The 16,756-nt window shown below is 61.8% G+C and carries 14 protein-coding genes; 3 read left to right on the top strand and 11 right to left on the bottom strand.

Translation table 11 applies throughout. From position 1 onward, the window contains the following. Positions 1-479: 479 nt before the first annotated feature. The 3 genes from purL to purS are packed head-to-tail and all read right to left on the bottom strand — an operon-like array spanning position 480 to position 3,803. Positions 480-2,789, bottom strand: coding sequence for a phosphoribosylformylglycinamidine synthase subunit PurL (gene purL / locus QMG79_RS08540; RefSeq protein ID WP_283538168.1), 2,310 nt, complete (start codon positions 2,787-2,789; stop codon positions 480-482). Continuing rightward, on the bottom strand, positions 2,786-3,553 hold the full coding sequence (gene purQ / locus QMG79_RS08535) for a phosphoribosylformylglycinamidine synthase subunit PurQ (RefSeq protein ID WP_283538167.1): 768 nt from the start codon (positions 3,551-3,553) through the stop codon (positions 2,786-2,788). Before purQ ends, purL begins: the two co-directional genes overlap by 4 nt. Before the next feature lies 1 nt (position 3,554). After that, complete coding sequence (gene purS / locus QMG79_RS08530) at positions 3,555-3,803, bottom strand: phosphoribosylformylglycinamidine synthase subunit PurS (RefSeq protein ID WP_283538166.1); 249 nt, start codon at positions 3,801-3,803, stop codon at positions 3,555-3,557. A gap of 257 nt (positions 3,804-4,060) precedes the next feature. Here purS and QMG79_RS08525 point away from each other — a divergent pair, with 257 nt between their 5' ends. Together QMG79_RS08525 and QMG79_RS08520 are read left to right on the top strand one after the other, a co-directional pair. Continuing rightward, the gene (locus QMG79_RS08525; RefSeq protein ID WP_283538165.1) at positions 4,061-4,243 is read left to right on the top strand and encodes a hypothetical protein; all 183 of its coding nucleotides are present in this window, start codon (positions 4,061-4,063) and stop codon (positions 4,241-4,243) included. Positions 4,244-4,624: 381 nt separating this feature from the next. Next, complete coding sequence (locus QMG79_RS08520; protein WP_283538164.1) at positions 4,625-7,816, top strand: S8 family peptidase; 3,192 nt, start codon at positions 4,625-4,627, stop codon at positions 7,814-7,816. 157 nt (positions 7,817-7,973) lie between these two features. Here the strand turns inward: QMG79_RS08520 and QMG79_RS08515 are convergent, their stop codons facing one another. The 4 genes from QMG79_RS08515 to QMG79_RS08500 form a co-directional block, all read right to left on the bottom strand. Further along, on the bottom strand, positions 7,974-8,318 hold the full coding sequence (locus QMG79_RS08515) for a serine protease inhibitor (RefSeq protein ID WP_283538692.1): 345 nt from the start codon (positions 8,316-8,318) through the stop codon (positions 7,974-7,976). Positions 8,319-8,347: 29 nt separating this feature from the next. Then, a complete protein-coding gene (locus QMG79_RS08510; RefSeq protein WP_283538163.1) occupies positions 8,348-9,322 on the bottom strand; it encodes a 3-methyladenine DNA glycosylase in 975 nt (324 codons plus the stop codon). Further along, positions 9,309-9,872 carry an SSI family serine proteinase inhibitor gene (locus QMG79_RS08505; RefSeq protein WP_283538162.1) on the bottom strand — a complete coding sequence of 188 codons (564 nt, stop codon included), beginning with the start codon at positions 9,870-9,872 and terminating at the stop codon, positions 9,309-9,311. The genes QMG79_RS08510 and QMG79_RS08505 overlap by 14 nt, the downstream gene beginning before the upstream one ends. 70 nt (positions 9,873-9,942) lie before the next feature. Next, positions 9,943-10,470: a MarR family winged helix-turn-helix transcriptional regulator gene (locus QMG79_RS08500; protein WP_502934731.1), complete on the bottom strand. Its 528-nt coding sequence runs from the start codon at positions 10,468-10,470 to the stop codon at positions 9,943-9,945. Between the two features lie 79 nt (positions 10,471-10,549). Here QMG79_RS08500 and QMG79_RS08495 point away from each other — a divergent pair, with 79 nt between their 5' ends. Further along, positions 10,550-10,774 carry a hypothetical protein gene (locus tag QMG79_RS08495; RefSeq protein ID WP_283538160.1) on the top strand — a complete coding sequence of 75 codons (225 nt, stop codon included), beginning with the start codon at positions 10,550-10,552 and terminating at the stop codon, positions 10,772-10,774. A 95-nt stretch (positions 10,775-10,869) separates the two neighbouring features. On the opposite strand, the gene QMG79_RS08490 is transcribed toward QMG79_RS08495, so the two are convergent. The 4 genes from QMG79_RS08490 to QMG79_RS08475 all read right to left on the bottom strand — a co-directional run bounded on the left by QMG79_RS08490 (position 10,870) and on the right by QMG79_RS08475 (position 16,754). Then, complete coding sequence (locus QMG79_RS08490) at positions 10,870-12,228, bottom strand: aspartate kinase (protein WP_283538159.1); 1,359 nt, start codon at positions 12,226-12,228, stop codon at positions 10,870-10,872. 130 nt (positions 12,229-12,358) lie between these two features. Continuing rightward, the gene (locus QMG79_RS08485) at positions 12,359-12,958 is read right to left on the bottom strand and encodes a GNAT family N-acetyltransferase (protein ID WP_283538158.1); all 600 of its coding nucleotides are present in this window, start codon (positions 12,956-12,958) and stop codon (positions 12,359-12,361) included. A gap of 22 nt (positions 12,959-12,980) precedes the next feature. Next, positions 12,981-13,580, bottom strand: coding sequence for a recombination mediator RecR (gene recR / locus QMG79_RS08480; protein ID WP_283538157.1), 600 nt, complete (start codon positions 13,578-13,580; stop codon positions 12,981-12,983). A gap of 96 nt (positions 13,581-13,676) precedes the next feature. Next, a complete protein-coding gene (locus QMG79_RS08475; protein ID WP_283538156.1) occupies positions 13,677-16,754 on the bottom strand; it encodes a DNA polymerase III subunit gamma and tau in 3,078 nt (1,025 codons plus the stop codon). Between the last annotated feature and the right edge of the window lie 2 nt (positions 16,755-16,756).

Here is a 16,756-nt window from a genome sequence, read left to right as displayed (position 1 = left end):
CGGCTCCAGGGGTACTGTGGCCTCCACGTCCCAACGTCCTCCGGAGCTGCCCGCTCGAAGCGCGCCACCAAGACGGTCAGTTCTTTCCCGCATGAATCCCGGCCAAAACCCATTGGGCGGAATTTCGCTGCCCTGGCTCTGCGAACCAGAGGCAGTGCTGCTGAACATCAAGGTGAAAGAACGGGCGTCGCTCGTTATGGTGATGCTGACGTCGGGGCGGCAGACTGTGGACCTTTGGCGGCTCCCGGTATTGCCGGTGCGTTCCTGCGCTTGGTGACCATTCCTCGGTGCTGGCAATGACCCCTGCAGTAGGGGTGGCGGTTGTCCCGCACCGCCACGGACACCAAAGCGAACCAGGAGCAACGTGAGGAGCGTTGATTCCGACAACAGCGTCGTGATTCTGGCATACATCACAAGCGCGCCTGACCAGAAAGGTGCAGGCGCGCTTGTGAATCGCTGTGGCAGGAGGAGCAGCAGGACTAGCCGAAGTACTTCGGCAGGGTCCCTTCATGCGCCTCGTTCAGGGCGTCCAAAGCCAGGTCCTCAACGCCGTTGATGTCCAGGATGCCGCTGTCGGCATCCACGACGCCGATACGCAGGTGCATGAAGCCGCGTGCGGTGCACATGTCGTTGAAGCGGACTTCTTCCGAGCGAGGAACGCCCACGATGGCGCGCGCCTGTGTTTCGGAGAACAGCGCCGTGAAGAGGTCCACGCCATCGCGGTCCATGAGGTCCTGAAGCGCAATCCGAGCACCGACGCCGTAGCGCAGCGAGGATTCCACCAGGGCGGCAGCCAGGCCACCTTCGGAGAGATCGTGAGCTGAGTCGATCATGCCGTCACGGGAAGCGTTGATGAGGATCTCACCAAGTTCGCGCTCGGCCGCAAGATCAACCTTGGGTGGCAGGCCGCCAAGGTGGCCGCGCAGGTTGGACCACTCAGAGCCGTCCAGTTCCGCTGCGGTGGTGCCCAGCAGGTAGATGGCCTGGCCATCTTCCTGCCAGCCCGACGGCGTGCGGCGGGCGACGTCGTCGAACTTGCCCAACACAGCCACCACCGGGGAGGGATGGATGGGTGTGGAGCCGGTCTGGTTGTAGAGCGAGACATTGCCGCCGGTGACGGGGATACCCAGCACCATGCAGGCGTCGGAAAGTCCGCGGATGGCCTCCGCAAGCTGCCACATGACGTCTGGATCTTCAGGGGAACCGAAGTTCAGGCAGTCGCTGACGGCCATGGGAACGGCGCCGGAGGTGGCGACGTTCCGGTAGGCCTCAGCCAGGGCCAACTGCGCACCGTGGTACGGGTCAAGGAACGTGTAGCGGCCATTGGCATCCGTGGCGAGTGCCACACCAAGGCCGGTTTCCTCATCAACGCGGATCACGCCAGCGTCGTCGGGGAAAGCCAGGGCAGTGTTGCCGCCGACGTACCTGTCGTACTGCTTGGTGATCCAGGACTTACTGCACATGTTGGGGGAGGAAATCAGCTCGGTAACAGCGGCAGCCAGCTGTGCCGGAGCTGCGGGACGGCCTGCGTCCTGGACTGAACCTGTGAACGAATCGGCCTGCAGCGCATCCTGCCAGTCCGGGCGGGCATACGGCCTGTCATAGACAGGACCGTCATGCGCCACTGTCCGTGGATCCACGTCAACGATCACGGCGCCGTCCCAGGTGATGATGAGGCGGCCGGAATCCGTCACCTCACCCAGCCAGGAGTACTCGACGGCCCACTTGTCCATGACAGCTTCGAAGGCCTCGATATTCTCGGGGGTCACCACAGCCATCATGCGTTCCTGGGACTCTGACATCAGGATTTCGCCAGGCGTCAGGCTGGGATCGCGCAGCAGGACGGAGGTCAGCTCAACCTCCATGCCGCCGTCGCCATTGGATGCCAGCTCGGAGGTTGCGCAGGAGATGCCAGCTGCGCCTAGGTCCTGGATGCCCTCCACCAGGGATCCCTTGAAGAGCTCCAGACAGCATTCGATCAGGACCTTCTCTGCGAACGGGTCACCGACCTGAACTGCAGGACGCTTGGACGGTTTGGTGTCATCGAAGGACTCTGACGCCAGCACAGAGGCGCCACCAATACCGTCACCACCGGTGCGTGCACCGAACAGGACCACCTTGTTGCCCTTGCCGGAGGCGTTCGCGAGGCGGATGTCCTCGTGACGCATCACGCCGACGGCGAGCGCGTTGACCAGCGGGTTGCCCTGGTACACAGAATCAAACACCATTTCGCCGCCAATGTTCGGCAGGCCCAGGGAGTTTCCGTAGCCGCCGATTCCCGCCACGGCACCGTGCATGACGCGGGCAGTGTCCGGGTGGTCAATGGCACCGAAACGAAGTGGATCCATCACCGCGACGGGACGGGCGCCCATGGAGATGATGTCGCGGACAATTCCGCCGATGCCCGTGGCAGCTCCCTGATATGGCTCCACGAAGGACGGCGAGTTGTGCGATTCGATTTTGAAGGTCACGGCCCAGCCGTCCCCGAGGTTGGTGACTCCGGCGTTTTCGCCGATGCCGACCAGCATGTCCTTCTTCATCTCCTCGGTCACCTTCTCGCCAAACTGGCGCAGGTGGTTCTTTGAGGACTTGTAGGAGCAGTGCTCACTCCACATCACCGAGTACATGGCCAGTTCCGCACCGGTGGGTCGCCGGCCCAGGACCTTGACCACTTCATCGAATTCGTTCTTCTTCAGGCCCAGCTCCGCCCAAGGCAGCTCTGTGTCAGGAGTTTTTTCCGCGTTCTCCACCGTGTCGATGTTGAACTTCCGGTTGGTTTCCAGGCTCATTTGGCGCCTCCCACGATCTTGGTCAGGATGGACGTGAAGAAGCCGAGGCCATCAATCCCGCCAGCGCCGCCTGGGGTTTCCGGACCGTAGCCGGCTTCCACTGCGTGCTCGGGGTGTGGCATCAGGCCTACGACATTGCCGGCCGCGTTTGAGATGCCTGCAATGGAGCGTCGCGACCCGTTGGGGTTGGCGCCCACATAGCGGAATACCACGCGGTTCTCGGCTTCGAGGGCATCAAGGGTTTTCTCGTCAGCGATGTACTGGCCGTCCTGGTTTTTCAGGGGAATCGCAATTTCCTGGTCCAGGGCGTAGTCGGACGTCCACGCAGTGGTGTTGTTTTCCACGCGCAGGATCTGGTTGCTGCAGTTGAATTTCAGGTGATCGTTCTTGATCATGGACCCCGGCAAAAGATGGGATTCCGTCAGGATCTGGAAACCGTTGCAGATCCCCAGCACCGGTAGTTTGGCCTCAGAGTTCGCCGCGTCGATGATCCTTGTCATCAGGGGGGCGAAACGCGCGATGGCACCGGCGCGGAGGTAATCGCCGTAGGAGAAACCGCCGGGGATGACAACTGCATCCACCTCGCCGAGCTCAGTGTCAGCGTGCCAGAGCGATATGGCACTTGCTCCCGCGAGCCGAATGGCGCGCGCGGCATCGCGATCATCAAGGGTTCCAGGGAAGGTGACGACGCCGATTCGGGCGCCAGCAAGGCGTGGTTCTGCCGCGATTGCGACAGCTTCGCCGATCAGGGGAAGCTCACTCATCTCAGGCAAGGACCTCAACGTTGACGACGTCTTCGATGACCGGGTTGGAGAGCATGGTCTCGGCAGCTTCGCGGGCCTGGGCCAGGATTTCCTCGGTCACCTCACCGTCGACCGTGAGTTCAAAACGCTTGCCCTGACGGACAGAGCTGAAGCTGGTGAAGCCCAGTCGGGGGAGGGCTCCAACAATTGCTTTCCCCTGCGGGTCCAGAATCTCGGGCTTGGGCATGACGTCAACAACGATCCGGGGCATCCGGCAACTCCTGTGCATGAGCATTGGGTAAGGGCGCAGCGGAGTGATGCCGTCTCACGCCGTTCCTGGACGTGCTGATGAAGAAGGCACAGAATGGACGGTCGCTCCGCGAGCTTGCAGAGCCTATTCTACCGGCCAACCCGCACGGATCTGCATTTTGTGAAATGACCCTGGCCGGGCGGCGGAATGTTCCACGGACTGCCAGTGTGTGGCGGCATGCTGTGGTCTGGGGCAGGGGACAACAGTAAGATGGCGGCATGGCTGAAAAACCGAAATCACTGCTGCTGCCCTTTGTTGCTGCGGCATTGTTCGCAGGCCTGGGGAAAATGGTTTTCCAGAAGGTGCAGGCAGATCGCGCCGCGCGCAAAACCATGGTGCTGGGCCCCGTGGACGATCGGATCCGCCAGCAGCTCAGCGACCTGGTGCGCACGCCGCGCTGACGTCCCTGCGCGGCCCGTGGGCCGAGTTAGCTGCCTCATTCCCTTGCTTTTGGTGAACCTGGACCCGGCACGCCCGGGCCGGCAGCTGGGATCCCCCGGACGGTCTCTTTCGCGCACTTCTTGAGAGTGCCGACATGCCGTCATCATCCACGGAATCCTGATGTGTGCCGAGACAATACTCCGACGAACTGTGTAAACGCTGTGTAAATTCACGTGACAAGTTGTGAATCCTTCGATGAGATCTATGTCATATTCGACTCTCAATCTGTAGTGTGAGTACGGCCAGCCCGGGCAGTGCAGACATAATCTGTCATTTACCCAGGCTGGCATCGTGTGCCCGGCACCGCCGGGAGCGTTCCTTAGGAAAGGTACATACCACTCGTGAAAACAGCAGGAAAAAGCTTCTTCAGAAGCCAAGGGGTACGGAAGGTTGCAGCTCTTTCCATCGGCATTCCGCTGCTCCTAACCTCCGTAGCCGTCATGCCCGCCACTGCAGCCCCCGCCCAGGGCGGGCTGCCGGCGGTCCAGCAGAAGACAGTTGACCCCAAGGACTACCAGGCAGGCCGGTACATCGTGGTGCTGGCTGAAAAGCCTGCGGCTACGTATGCGGGTGGTACGCAGGGGCTTGCGGCCACCAAGCCGGAGACCGGCAAGAAGCTCGACGCCGAGCGGCCGGAAGTCCAGCGCTACCAGGAGCACCTGGAGACCCGGCAGCAGGAAGTCGCAAAGGACGAGAGCGTCCAGATCAAGAAGACTTTCACGGCCGCCATCAATGGCTTTACCGCAGACCTCTCCGCTGACCAGGCCCTGAACCTGGCAAAGGATCCTGACGTATTGGTTGTGGCGCCGGACACTGAGAACGCGCCGGACTATTCCACCACCGATTTCCTCCAGCTTTCCGGTGCAAAGGGGATCTGGAACACCACCTTCGGGGGCACCAAGAACGCAGGCAAGGGCGTTGTGGTTGGTGTCATCGACTCTGGTTACACGCCGTCGAGCCCTTTCTTTTCTGGCAGTGACGTCAAGCCGCTCCGCGGAGAACCCAAGGTAGGTGTTCCCTACCGTGACGGCAACGGGAACATTGCCATGCTGAAGGCCGACGGTGACACCTTTGTTGGCGAATGCCAGAAGGGCGAGGGCACGGGCGCCGGCTTCGACGGTAGCGCCTGTAACTCCAAGGTTCTCAGCGCACGGTACTTCGCAGATGATTTCAAGGCATACGTACCGCCGGAGAACCGAGCGCCGGAAGAGGTGCTTTCCCCGGTTGACGTGGGAAGCCACGGAACTCACACGGCCAGCACTGCAGCCGGTAACGCCAACGTGCGTGCCAACCTTGGAGCCCGCGACATGGGAATCACCGGGGGTGTGGCACCGGCTGCCGCGCTCTCCATCTACAAGGTCTGCTGGGAGGATACCGATCCCAACACTGGCGGCTGCTATAGCTCCGCTTCCGTCGCGGCAATCAACCAGGCAATCCTCGATGGTGTTGATGTGCTGAACTACTCGATCTCGGGCAGCACTTCCACCACCACGGATCCGGTGTCACTTGCATTCCTGTCCGCAGCGTCTGCCGGCATCTTCGTCGCCGCGTCGGCGGGCAACTCGGGCCCCACGGCGAGCACGGTCAACCACGGGGCACCCTGGCTGACAACTGTCGCTGCGAGCTCTTTCTCCACCGAGCTTCAGGGCACCATCGAATTCACTGACGGAACCAAATTCCGCGGTGCAAGCCTGATGGCGAACAACGTACCGGCCAGCCCGCTGACACTGGCTTCAAGCGCTGCAGCGGCAGGCGCGGTCAATCCCGAACTGTGCGCTCCCAACGTCCTTGACCCGGCCAAGGTGGCAGGAAAGATTGTGGTCTGCGACCGCGGAGTAGTTGACCGCGTTGCAAAGAGCACGGAGGTCAAGCGCGCCGGCGGCGTCGGAATGATCCTGGTCAACGTGACTGCCTCCTCCGAAGACGTCGACCAGCATGCCGTTCCCACCGTGCACGTCAACCCTCCCGCCACCCAGCAGATCAAGGACAAGCTGGCAGCGAACCCCGGCATTAAGGCTGCGTTGGTCAACAAGGACACCACCGGGCTGCCGTCTGAACCCCAGCCACAGATTGCCGGTTTCTCTTCCCGAGGACCGCTGCTGGCAACCGGGTCAGACCTCCTCAAGCCTGACGTTGCAGCTCCGGGCGTTGCAGTCCTGGCAGGCGTGTCGCCCATTGCGGAAAACGGTGCGCTGTTTGGGATGCTCTCCGGAACATCCATGGCCTCACCGCATGTCGCAGGATTTGCGGCGTTGGTCCTTGGCAAGAACCCCACATGGTCACCGGCAACGGTGAAATCAGCCATGATGACTACTGCCAGCGATATCAAGAATGCTGACGGCAGCCGCAACAACGACGTCTTCGCAACCGGAGCCGGCCAGGTTTCCGTGGGCCGGGTCCTCGATCCGGGGCTGGTCTACGACGCCAACGAAACCGACTATCTCAAGTTCATCCAGGGAACCGGCCTGGATCTGGGAATTCCGGACCTGGGCAGTACCGCTCCCCGGGACATGAACCTGGCATCCTTTGCCCTCGGATCCTTGACTGGTGCAACCGAAGTGACCCGGACCGTGACAGCGCTGACTCCCGGCCTTTACCGGGCACAGGCAAATGTCCCGGGCGTCAAGGTCACTGTGACACCGTCCATCCTGAACTTCAGCGCCGCAGGTGAAAAGCGTACGTTCAAGGTCAAGTTCGAGAACACCTCGGCGCCTACTGGGCAGTTCGCCATGGGTAGCCTGGTCTGGCAGGGTGCTGGCAAGAACGTTGCCTCACCCGTTGCTGTGCGTCCGCAGGCTGCTGTGGCGCCAGCCAACGTTGCCTTCACCTCCACGGGTGGAACGGGCCAGGGCAAAATCCCTGTAACGTCTGGAACCAATGCGCCCATCAGCATGAGTGTTGATGGGTTGTCCAAGGCAGACTCGAGTGCAGTTGAACTGGTGCCCGGGGCCCTGGTCCTGGCCAATAACGGCTCCAACGCTGCAAAGCAGGTCACCGTTGCGGAAGGTTCGCCGCTGGCAAAGTTCTCAGTATTCTCTTCAGACGAGGCTGCGGACTTTGATCTTCTGGTCTTCACTCCGGATGGGCAACAGCTGGCATCCCAGACAGTTTCGGCGAGTGAATCTGTCTCTGTGACCAACCCGAAGCCGGGCGTCTACACAATGTTCGCGAACCTCTATGCCAGCCCCAATGGACAGCCCACCAAGGCCTCCCTTGATGCTGCCGTCTTGGGAGCAAACGTGGGTAATGCCACGGTAAGCCCCAATCCGCTGCGTTTGGCAAACGGTAAGTCCGGCGACGTCACCATGTCGTGGAAGAACCTGGAGGCAGGTTCCTACATTGGCCGCGTGAACTACTCGGGTGGCGCTGACCCGACGTTCGTCTCCGTGGTGGTCACCCCCGGCGCGACAGTCGTTGTTCCGGATGACGAGCAGACTGACCCGGCGAAGAAAGATAAGAAAGACAAGGTCAAGAAGGAAAAGAAAAAGCAGGAGGTACCGGCGGACGCCGGTAACGCAAACCTTCTGCGATAGGTAGGCAAGAACAAAAAATAGGCAGATGGCCGGTGGATCACAGTGATCCACCGGCCATCTGCCTGTCCAGCCTGATCCAAACCCAGTCCGGGCTTGCCCTGTTTCTGAGTTCCCGGAAGGTCGGTTGACGTAGTGGCTGCTACGCTCCGGAAACGAGTCAGACGGCACCGCGCGAGCCCGGTGTTCCCCCCAGGAGGGGAGCCAGGGCACGCCAGCGGGCGATCTCGCAGCCATCAGTCAGGGAGAGCTCAGTCCGGACCGCCTTGCCAGCAAGGGTGCCCGTGATCACTGCTCGCTGCGGGCCCCCGTACTGCTGGGTACAGATCCTTGGTGGTCCCGGTTCCGGGAAGAAGATTCCTTGGCCGTACTGCTCCACTGCAGCAAGTGCTGCTTGAGGATCGGGGATCCGCGAACGTTCCTGCACAAGGCCATCAGCCACCACGAGGGTGAATTCGTGGTGTGGACCGGCCGGTGTTTCGCTCAGCACGATGGTCAGGTCCATTGACACACGGTTATCTGTCTCGGTCAGGCTCACAGTGTTGTCCTTTGCCGGAGAAGATCGGAGGGGTGACCATCAGGTGAGGGGAGTGGCTGATCGCGGGTGAGGCCAGCAAGCACGCTCCCGAGCCTGTTCCGGAGAAGTGCGGCTTCCTCGGCGAAACCGCGCTGCTGGGCAACGTAGTCTGATTTACCCGCGGGCGTTTCAATCCGGATGGGCGGATAACCCCATTCCGCCAGATCGTAGGGAGAGGCGCGCATGTCCATGGCACGGACCCGCCATGACAGTTCAAAGCAGTCCATGATCAGCTCACTGGGCAGCAGCGGAGTGAGCTTGTACGCCCATTTGTAGAGGTCCATGTTGGCATGGAGGCAGCCGGGTTGTTCCAGATCGCGCTGGTTTTCCCGGCTGGGTTTCAGTTCGTTGAGGGCCAGGGCATCGGGCGTGTAGAACCTGAAGGCGTCAAAATGCGAGCAACGGATGCGGTTCTCTTCCACTACGGTGTCCGTTCCCTCGCCACCGAGGCGCAACTGGAGGTACTCGTGACGGTGTTCAAACTTTTCCTGCCGGTACACCATGGCCCATTCGTGGAGGCCGAAGCAGCCAAATTGAGCGGGGCGCGCAGCCGTCCGAGTCAGGATGATCTGCGCGAATGTGACAGCTTCCTGGCGGGCGCTGATAAATGCTGCGGTATCCACGGTGACTGCCGTGCTGTCTGCCGGGAGGCCAGCGTCGGTCTTCTCCCGGGCGGTCACTGCCCGGTAATACTTCCACGTCAAACGGTCAGCGGCAGCGGGCCCGGTCAGGAAAGTGCCAGCGCCCGGATGCCAGCGCATCAGCTGGCCGGGTTTCTGGGTGTAATACGTGAAGAGGAAATCTTCCACCGGATGCTTATGCCCAGCAGATCTCCGGGCGAGGTAGGGGTCCGCGTAATGGCGAACCCGGCCGTGGTGAGCCGCTTCACGCTCTTTCCACTCGCCCTCCGCCAGGACGCTATACGTCTCCACTGGCCGGGCCAAGGATATCCACTACTGAATCCCATTCATTGATGTTGCACCCGTTCGCGCGGGTATACGTTGAATTGACAGCCCTGCCGTCAACAGTGCCTGTAACCGTCGCCGTCTCTGGTCCACCAAACTGCATGGTGCAGGCCTGGTCCGTAGGTGGGGGCTGCTGAAACAGGAGCGAGCCATTGGCCAGCAACGCCGCGCAGGCACCGGCCGGATCCGGGTGCGCCGGCTGTCCTGACGGGTCTCCGCCGGAGCAGGTCAGGGTATAGGTCACGGCGGCAGCAGTTTCCGAGGGTTTGATGACAATTGTCAGGTCCGCGTTTCCGCCGCCAGCAGCGCCCGGCGAACCTGTGCTCGGGGACGTTGGGACGGACGGTGTGGGCTTAGCACTAGCAGACGAGCTTGCGCCATCTGTGGCCGGGGCGGGGCTTGTTGCAGGCGTTGGCGGATTGGAGGTTACGGCTGATTCCACGCCGCCTCCAGCGCAGCCTGTCATAAGCCCGAGAAGCACCAGCGCGGGGATTGCCCGGCGGACCGTAAAACTCATCAGAAACCCTTCCCGTTGTCTTCTCGTCAGTCTAGCGCGCGGAGTCTTCGCGGTGTAGGGCCACAGCAGGTCAGACCCCGGGCTCGTCCGGTGCCTCCGGGGCGGAGCGGTTGGTGGCTGCAATGAGCCCCACCATCGCCCGGTGCAGGTCGCCTACTTGATCGCGGGTCAGGCCTAGCCGATCCATCATGGTTCCAGGGACGGCCACTGCCTTCTGGCGGAGGGCGGCCCCTTCCGGGGTCAGTTTGACTGACAGGGCCCTCTCATTTCCGTCCATCCGTTCACGCGTAATCAGGCCGGCGGCCTCGAGGCGGCGTAGTAGCGGGGAAATGGTGGCTGGTTCCTGCGCCAGGGCGTCGCTGATATTGCGGAGCGACTGCGCGTTCTTCTCCCACAGGCACAGCATCACTAGGTACTGCGGATGTGTCAGCCCAAGCTTGTCCAAGACCGGCTTATAGGCACCGACTACATTGCGGGAAGCCACTGTCAGGGCGAAGCACAGCTGATGCTCAAGCAGCAGATCCTCTGTGTCGCGGTCAAGCGGGGTTGCCGTGGTGGCGGTGCCTGGTCCTGCCGGACGGCTGCTGTCAGGTTCCATCGTCATTCTCCAATAGTTAGTGCCCTAATGGTTAGTGTACTATGAGAGGAAAGTCGGTGAACGACATAAGGAGAACATCATGGCCAAAGACAATGCTGCGCAACGATTTATGCGTGCCACGGGAAGATTGCGTGCTGTATTCGGCCCGGCAAACCGTAGCGACCTTGACCATGAGATGACAGCCGAGAACCGCAGCCTGTTGGCACGCCAGGAAGTGGAAACCCAACAGTGGGAGACGGTCAAAAGGCCTGACGGAAGTACGTACGTGGTTCCCAGGAATCCGAAAGATCAATCGCTGCGCTGACACCGCAAAGGCCCCCAGGAACCGGTTCATACCAGTTCGTGGGGGCCTTTTTATGAGGGTGCGCAGTAGATAGGTTGCCTGCGGACCCCCGGGCGTCAGCGGCCAGTTCCGCCGTACACCGTGGCTTCGTGGCCACTGTCCAGATCAAACGCCTTGTGGATAACGCGGACGGCGTCGTCCAGCAAGTCAGCATGCGTGACGACTGAGATGCGGATTTCCGAGGTGGAGATCATGTTGATGTTGATTCCTGCGCCCGAGAGCGCAGCGAAGAACCGTGCTGAAACGCCCGGGTGTGAGCGCATACCCGCCCCAATAAGGGACAGCTTGCCGATCTGTTCGTTGTATTCGATGCTCTCGAAACCGATCTCAGGCTGTGCGGCCCGCAGGGCCGTAAGGGCTTCTGCCCCTTCGATGATGGGAAGCGTAAACGAGATATCAGTGCGCGCAGTTCCGTGCGTGGAGACGTTCTGCACGATCATGTCGATATTCGAGTGTGCATCGGCGATGACCTGGAAGATCGCTGCGGCCTTGCCGGGGATGTCGGGGACACCAACCACTGTGACTTTGGCTTCTGACCGGTCGTGTGCAACGCCGGAGATGATTGGCTGCTCCAAGGCAACTCCCTCTTGAATAGTGATCTTGTCATCGGCGCTGGGCAAGACCCAAGTGCCTTCGTTCTGGCTGAATGACGAGCGGACATGGAGCGGAACGCCGAAGCGGCGAGCGTATTCAACACAGCGCAGGTGCAGGATTTTAGCGCCGGAGGCGGCCAGCTCCAGCATCTCCTCGCTGGAGATGGTGTCGATTTTTTTGGCTGTCGCGACAACTCTCGGATCAGCTGTGTAGATGCCGTCGACGTCGGTGTAGATTTCGCAGACATCCGCCTCCAGTGCTGCAGCCAGCGCCACGGCAGTAGTGTCGGAACCGCCACGGCCCAGGGTAGTGATCTCATTGGTTGTCCGGCTCATGCCCTGGAAACCAGCAACTATCGCAATGTGCCCTTTGTCCAGGGCGGTACGGATCCGGTGCGGGTCAACATCAATGATCCGGGCTTTTCCGTGGATGCCGTCGGTGATCATTCCAGCCTGCGAGCCGGTGAAGGATTGGGCGGAAGCGCCGTACTTGTTGATGGCCATGGCCAGCAATGCCATTGAAATTCGTTCTCCCGCTGAAAGGAGCATGTCCATTTCACGGGCCGGAGCCGAGTCCGTGACCTGTCCAGCCAAATCGAGGAGTTCGTCGGTGGTGTCGCCCATGGCAGAGACAACAACAACTACTTCGTTACCCGCGTTCTGGGCATCAACAACCCGCCGGGCCACGCGCTTGATGCCCTCGGCATCCGAGACGGACGACCCGCCAAACTTCTGCACCATCAACTGTCGGTTGGCTTGGGAGTGAGCGGTCTGGGGACTGGGCTCCTGATTGACAGGCACTTCGGTAGTGGGCGTGCTCATGCGCGTACCTTCACTGGATCTATCGGAACTGGAAGACCTGCGGCAAGTGCCATTGAGGCCTGGTTTCCCCCAGTTTATCGCCGGGCCCTGCAGGGCAGATAATTGTGACCAAAAATCGGCCCGACACGGGTCAGCTACCGGATTTTGCGACAGCGACGGGTCTGTCAAGCCGGAACCTCAAAGAAGGCAGGCCTTTTCCCGCTTGGTCCTGTCCGGCTGTGAGGTACAGATCCTGCTGGAATCCCAGGCTCCTCAGGAGCCGGGCCGAGGCCACGTTGGGTTCGTACACCCCAGCCAGGATGGTTCGGATGTCCTTTTCCGTGAAAAGCCAGGTGATCAATGCGCCCACCGCTTCGCGCGCGTATCCCTGGCCCCGATAGTCCGGGTGCAGGATGTAGCCCAACGATGCCTGTCCGGGTTCAATCCGTCCACGCTCGATCTTTCCGTCCACCAGCGTGGCGGAACTGTTCCACGTACGGCAGTCGCCAATCAGCGTAGCTGACCCGCGGAGGACGACTGCCCAGCCCACTGTAAAGAGGGTCGACGTCGACGCCTCACCAAGGTGCACGAGTTCTGTAAGGCGGTCTGTGTTTTCCGTGGGACTCAGCGGTGGGTGGGACAGGAACCGTGTGGAGTCGGGGTCTCCGCGGAACTCAAGGACCGCGGCGGCGTCACCGGTTCGCAGCGGGCGCAGCTCTAGCCGATCGGTATGGATAGTGGAAGGAGCCACGGCACCCGTCGGTGATCGCATGTCAGGTCAGGGCGTTGCGGCGGCCCTCAAAGGCACGCCCCAGGGTGACTTCGTCGGCGTATTCCAGATCGCCACCCACAGGCAGCCCCGAGGCGAGCCGGGTAACGGTAATGCCAATGGACTTGAGCATCCGGGCAAGGTAGGTGGCCGTCGCCTCACCCTCGAGGTTGGGGTCCGTGGCAATGATGATTTCCTGGATGGCGCCGTCATTAAGCCGCGTCAGGAGTTCACGGATACGCAACTGCTCCGGTCCCACACCCGCGATGGGATTAATTGCCCCGCCCAAGACGTGATACCGGCCGCGGAAGGAGCGCGTCCTTTCTACGGCCTGAACGTCCTTCGATTCCTCGACAACACAGATGACCGAGGGATCGCGACGCCCGTCACGGCAGATATTGCAGAGCTCCTGTTCCGTGACGTTCCCGCACACGGTGCAGAATTTAACCCGCTCTTTGACGGTGGTAATCGCGTCCACCAGTTTTTTCATGTCCTGTGGATCGGCCTCAAGGATATGGAACGCAAGCCGCTGCGCGGATTTCGGCCCCACTCCGGGAAGGCGTCCGAGCTCGTCGATCAGCTCTTGGACTGCGCCTTCGTACACAATTTCCTCGTTACTTCAGGTTGTTCGGGCTTGGGATTCTGCTGTGTGGCTTTTCGAGAGTACGGCGCCCAGCGGAAGCATGGCGCAGGACAAACGCTAATATCTGGTTGGCAGCGGACTGCCGTCCGGGGACCTTTCCTCCACAAGTTTCCCGCCGAGGATCCGCTCTACGGCTGCGCGGCCAAAAACGCCTGATTCCTCAATTGTCTGGTCATCCGCACTCGGAACATCCTGTACCTCTGGGGTAGGGACCGCGGAACGGATGGGGGCTTTGGCCCTGCCAGCCTCCGCTTCCGGGCTGCTGGACAACCGCTGATAGAGGCTTTGCCTGGAGCGGGCAGCTGCTGCAGAGTCCTGCGGACGTGCCGTGGATGCGGCTGCCGGCGCGGCTGTGGCCGCCACGGCTGACAGTGCCGGTTCCCTGGCGGGCGCTGAGTCAAGCCATGGATCGATGACGGGTGCAGCCGCCTGGACTGGAAATACCTGGTGCCCGGTAGACGCAGGCATAGGCGCAGTGGCTGGTTCGTATTCGGGTGCTGGCTGCGATGCTGTGACGTCGGGTGATATGGCGGGTTGGTTGCTTGGCCCGGCTGCGGGGTCGGCAGCCGGGGTGGCGTTCTGCCAAGGATCGTCCGCGGACTCTTCCGCCGAGCCTGCCTGGGACGACGAACCTTTGGTCCCGACATTGCTCTCGGCGCCTACCTCCCAGATTCCGGGGGACTGCTCGACAGCGCGTGACCACTGATCGATTACCTCTGGTTCCTGCGCTGGGTCTCGGTGAGCTGGGGCGAGGTCTTTCGAGCCTGTTGGGCGGAGAGACAGTGATGTGGGTGCCGCGGCACTGCTTGCTGAGTTGCCTTTCCCTGGAGCGTTCGACGGCAGCTCTCCCGCCGCTGCACCGTGATCTGACATGGCTGGGGCGTCGACAACGCCAGCTCTCTGTGGGTCCCAGTCAAGGGGCGGTTCCTCGTCGAGGGGTGGGGCATCTTCATCCAGCGGCAGTCCCCAGTCGTCATCGGAGTACCCGGAGGTTCCGGACGTTCGCGGTTCTGCAGGTGAACCGGGTTGCTCAGGTGATGGTCCAGGACGTGAGTCGGAGCCTGAATCAGGTGTCGGGTCATCCACCGCTGAAGGGGGGCCTGCTTGCTGAGGTGCGGGGGAGCCTGCCTGCTGAGGTGCGGGTGCGACTCCTTGTTCTTGCGAGGGAGCGGGTTGCTGCGTCGTGGAAGTGAGCCCCCATGCTTCATCAACGCTTGACGCTGCTGGACTAGATGCGGATGCTGGATCTTCAGTGGACGCCGGTGCTTTTGGGTTTGGCGCAGAGCTCGTCCGGCGTGCGCCGCCTGCGGACGCGACGAGCTGCGCATCGATCCCTACAACACGCTGGACTGCCTGCCGGAGATTTTCGGCATGGTCGGCCCGGCCAAAAGCACCTGCCAGGCCCGTCGTGGTGAATGCGAGCGTGACAACCTGTCCGTCAAATGAGGCCACCTGCGCGTTCGGTTCTACAAGCGCCCACGTGCTGCGCTTGATTTTGGAAAGTGCGTGCAGGATCTCAGGCCAGGCCCGGCGGAGAACCTCCACATCGCCAGTCGCACTTGCCACCGGGGATGAACTGTCTTGGTTGCTGGACCGCATGCTCGCCGTGCTGGGCTCCCGTTCTGGCGTGGGTGCGGCCGGCGTGACAGTGCTGGGCTCCCGTTCCGGCGTGGGTGCGGCCGGCGTGGCAGGAGCTGTCCCAGTGTCAGGTGCCGTGGCGTGCTGCCCTGGGCTGGCCATGTCCGCCGAGCGGGGGCCGGCAGATTCCTGGCCAGCCGCAACCCGCGACGCCGGTTGAGCAGAAGTCGGGGGAGCCGTGGGTCCTGCTGCCGCTGCTGCCGCTGCTGCCTCAGGCTGCACGTGAGCCGGGCGCTGCTGCTGTGTGGTTGGCTGCGCGCCGAGGGTTTGGGGCTGAGTAGCGTCAGCGCGTGGCGTCAGTGTGGCGGGAGCCCCGACGTCGTTTCCGCCGAAACTCAGGCGACGTTCCACCCGATCGATCCGGGCTGCAATTCCGCGTTCGGTCTGTTCGGAACTGGGCAGCAGGATCCGCGCACAGAGGAGTTCCAGGTGAAGACGCGGCGAGGTGGCCCCTGTCATGTCTGTGAGCGCCGTGTTCGTAACGTCGGCCGCGCGCGACAGTTCAGCGGCACCGAGGTTGTGGGCCTGATTCTGCAACCGGGCAATCTGGTCTTCCGGCACACCTCGCAGGATGGTCTGTGCGCTCTCCGGCATGGCCTGAACGATGATGAGATCGCGGAAGCGTTCGAGGAGATCTTCGACAAAACGGCGAGGATCGTGGCCTGTCTGGATCACGCGGTCTACCCCACGGAACACTGTCACTGCATCTGCGGCAGCTACTGCCTCAACAATGTCGTCCAGAAGCGACGCGTGCGTGTAACCGAGCAGGGCAACGGCCAGTTCGTAGTCCAGGCCAGTTGTTCCCGCCCCGGCCATGAGCTGGTCCAACACTGAGAGAGAGTCCCGCACTGACCCGCCGCCAGCCCGGATTACCAGTGAGAGCACCCCTGGTGCCACAGGCACGTTTTCCTGCTGGCAGAGAAGTTCCAGGTATGCCATGAGGGGCTCTGGCGGAACCAGCCGGAAGGGGTAGTGATGGGTTCGTGACCTAATGGTCCCGATCACCTTGTCGGGCTCCGTGGTGGCAAAAATGAATTTGATATGTTCCGGCGGCTCTTCGACGATCTTCAACAGTGCGTTAAAACCGGCGGAGGTGACCATGTGGGCCTCGTCGATAATGAAGATCTTGTAGCGGTCCCGGATGGGAGCAAACGTTGCGCGCTCGCGCAGATCCCTCGCATCATCCACGCCGCCGTGGCTCGCAGCGTCAATTTCAATAACGTCCAGGGATCCCGAACCGCCGCGGGCCAATTCAATGCAGCTTGGGCATGTGCCGCACGGGGTGTCGGTTGGGCCCTGCTCGCAGTTGAGGCACCTGGCCAGGATGCGGGCGGAGGTGGTCTTGCCACAGCCGCGAGGACCTGAGAACAGGTAGGCGTGGTTGACACGATTCTTGCGGAGCGCTGCCATGAGAGGCTCCGTGACGTGTTCCTGCCCAATGACGTCGGCGAAAGAATCTGGTCGATATCTGCGGTACAGGGCGGTAGTAACAGTCACAG

Origin of the sequence: Pseudarthrobacter sp. PS3-L1, assembly GCF_030063285.1 — a bacterium.
GTDB lineage: Bacteria > Actinomycetota > Actinomycetes > Actinomycetales > Micrococcaceae > Arthrobacter.
The sequence above is the reverse complement of the archived record's forward strand: the minus strand, read 5'-3'. Positions and strand labels throughout refer to the sequence as shown.

Excerpts from the sequence above, each read along its gene's own strand:
- QMG79_RS08500 (WP_502934731.1), bottom strand. The coding sequence starts at position 10,470 with ATGGAACCTGACAGCAGCCGTCCGGCAGGACCAGGCACCGCCACCACG.
- QMG79_RS08490 (WP_283538159.1), bottom strand. The coding sequence starts at position 12,228 with ATGAGCACGCCCACTACCGAAGTGCCTGTCAATCAGGAGCCCAGTCCC.
- purS (WP_283538166.1), bottom strand. The coding sequence starts at position 3,803 with ATGCCCCGGATCGTTGTTGACGTCATGCCCAAGCCCGAGATTCTGGAC.
- QMG79_RS08525 (WP_283538165.1), top strand. The coding sequence starts at position 4,061 with ATGGCTGAAAAACCGAAATCACTGCTGCTGCCCTTTGTTGCTGCGGCA.
- QMG79_RS08505 (WP_283538162.1), bottom strand. The coding sequence starts at position 9,872 with ATGAGTTTTACGGTCCGCCGGGCAATCCCCGCGCTGGTGCTTCTCGGG.
- purQ (WP_283538167.1), bottom strand. The coding sequence starts at position 3,553 with ATGAGTGAGCTTCCCCTGATCGGCGAAGCTGTCGCAATCGCGGCAGAA.
- QMG79_RS08495 (WP_283538160.1), top strand. The coding sequence starts at position 10,550 with ATGGCCAAAGACAATGCTGCGCAACGATTTATGCGTGCCACGGGAAGA.
- QMG79_RS08515 (WP_283538692.1), bottom strand. The coding sequence starts at position 8,318 with ATGGACCTGACCATCGTGCTGAGCGAAACACCGGCCGGTCCACACCAC.
- purL (WP_283538168.1), bottom strand. The coding sequence starts at position 2,789 with ATGAGCCTGGAAACCAACCGGAAGTTCAACATCGACACGGTGGAGAAC.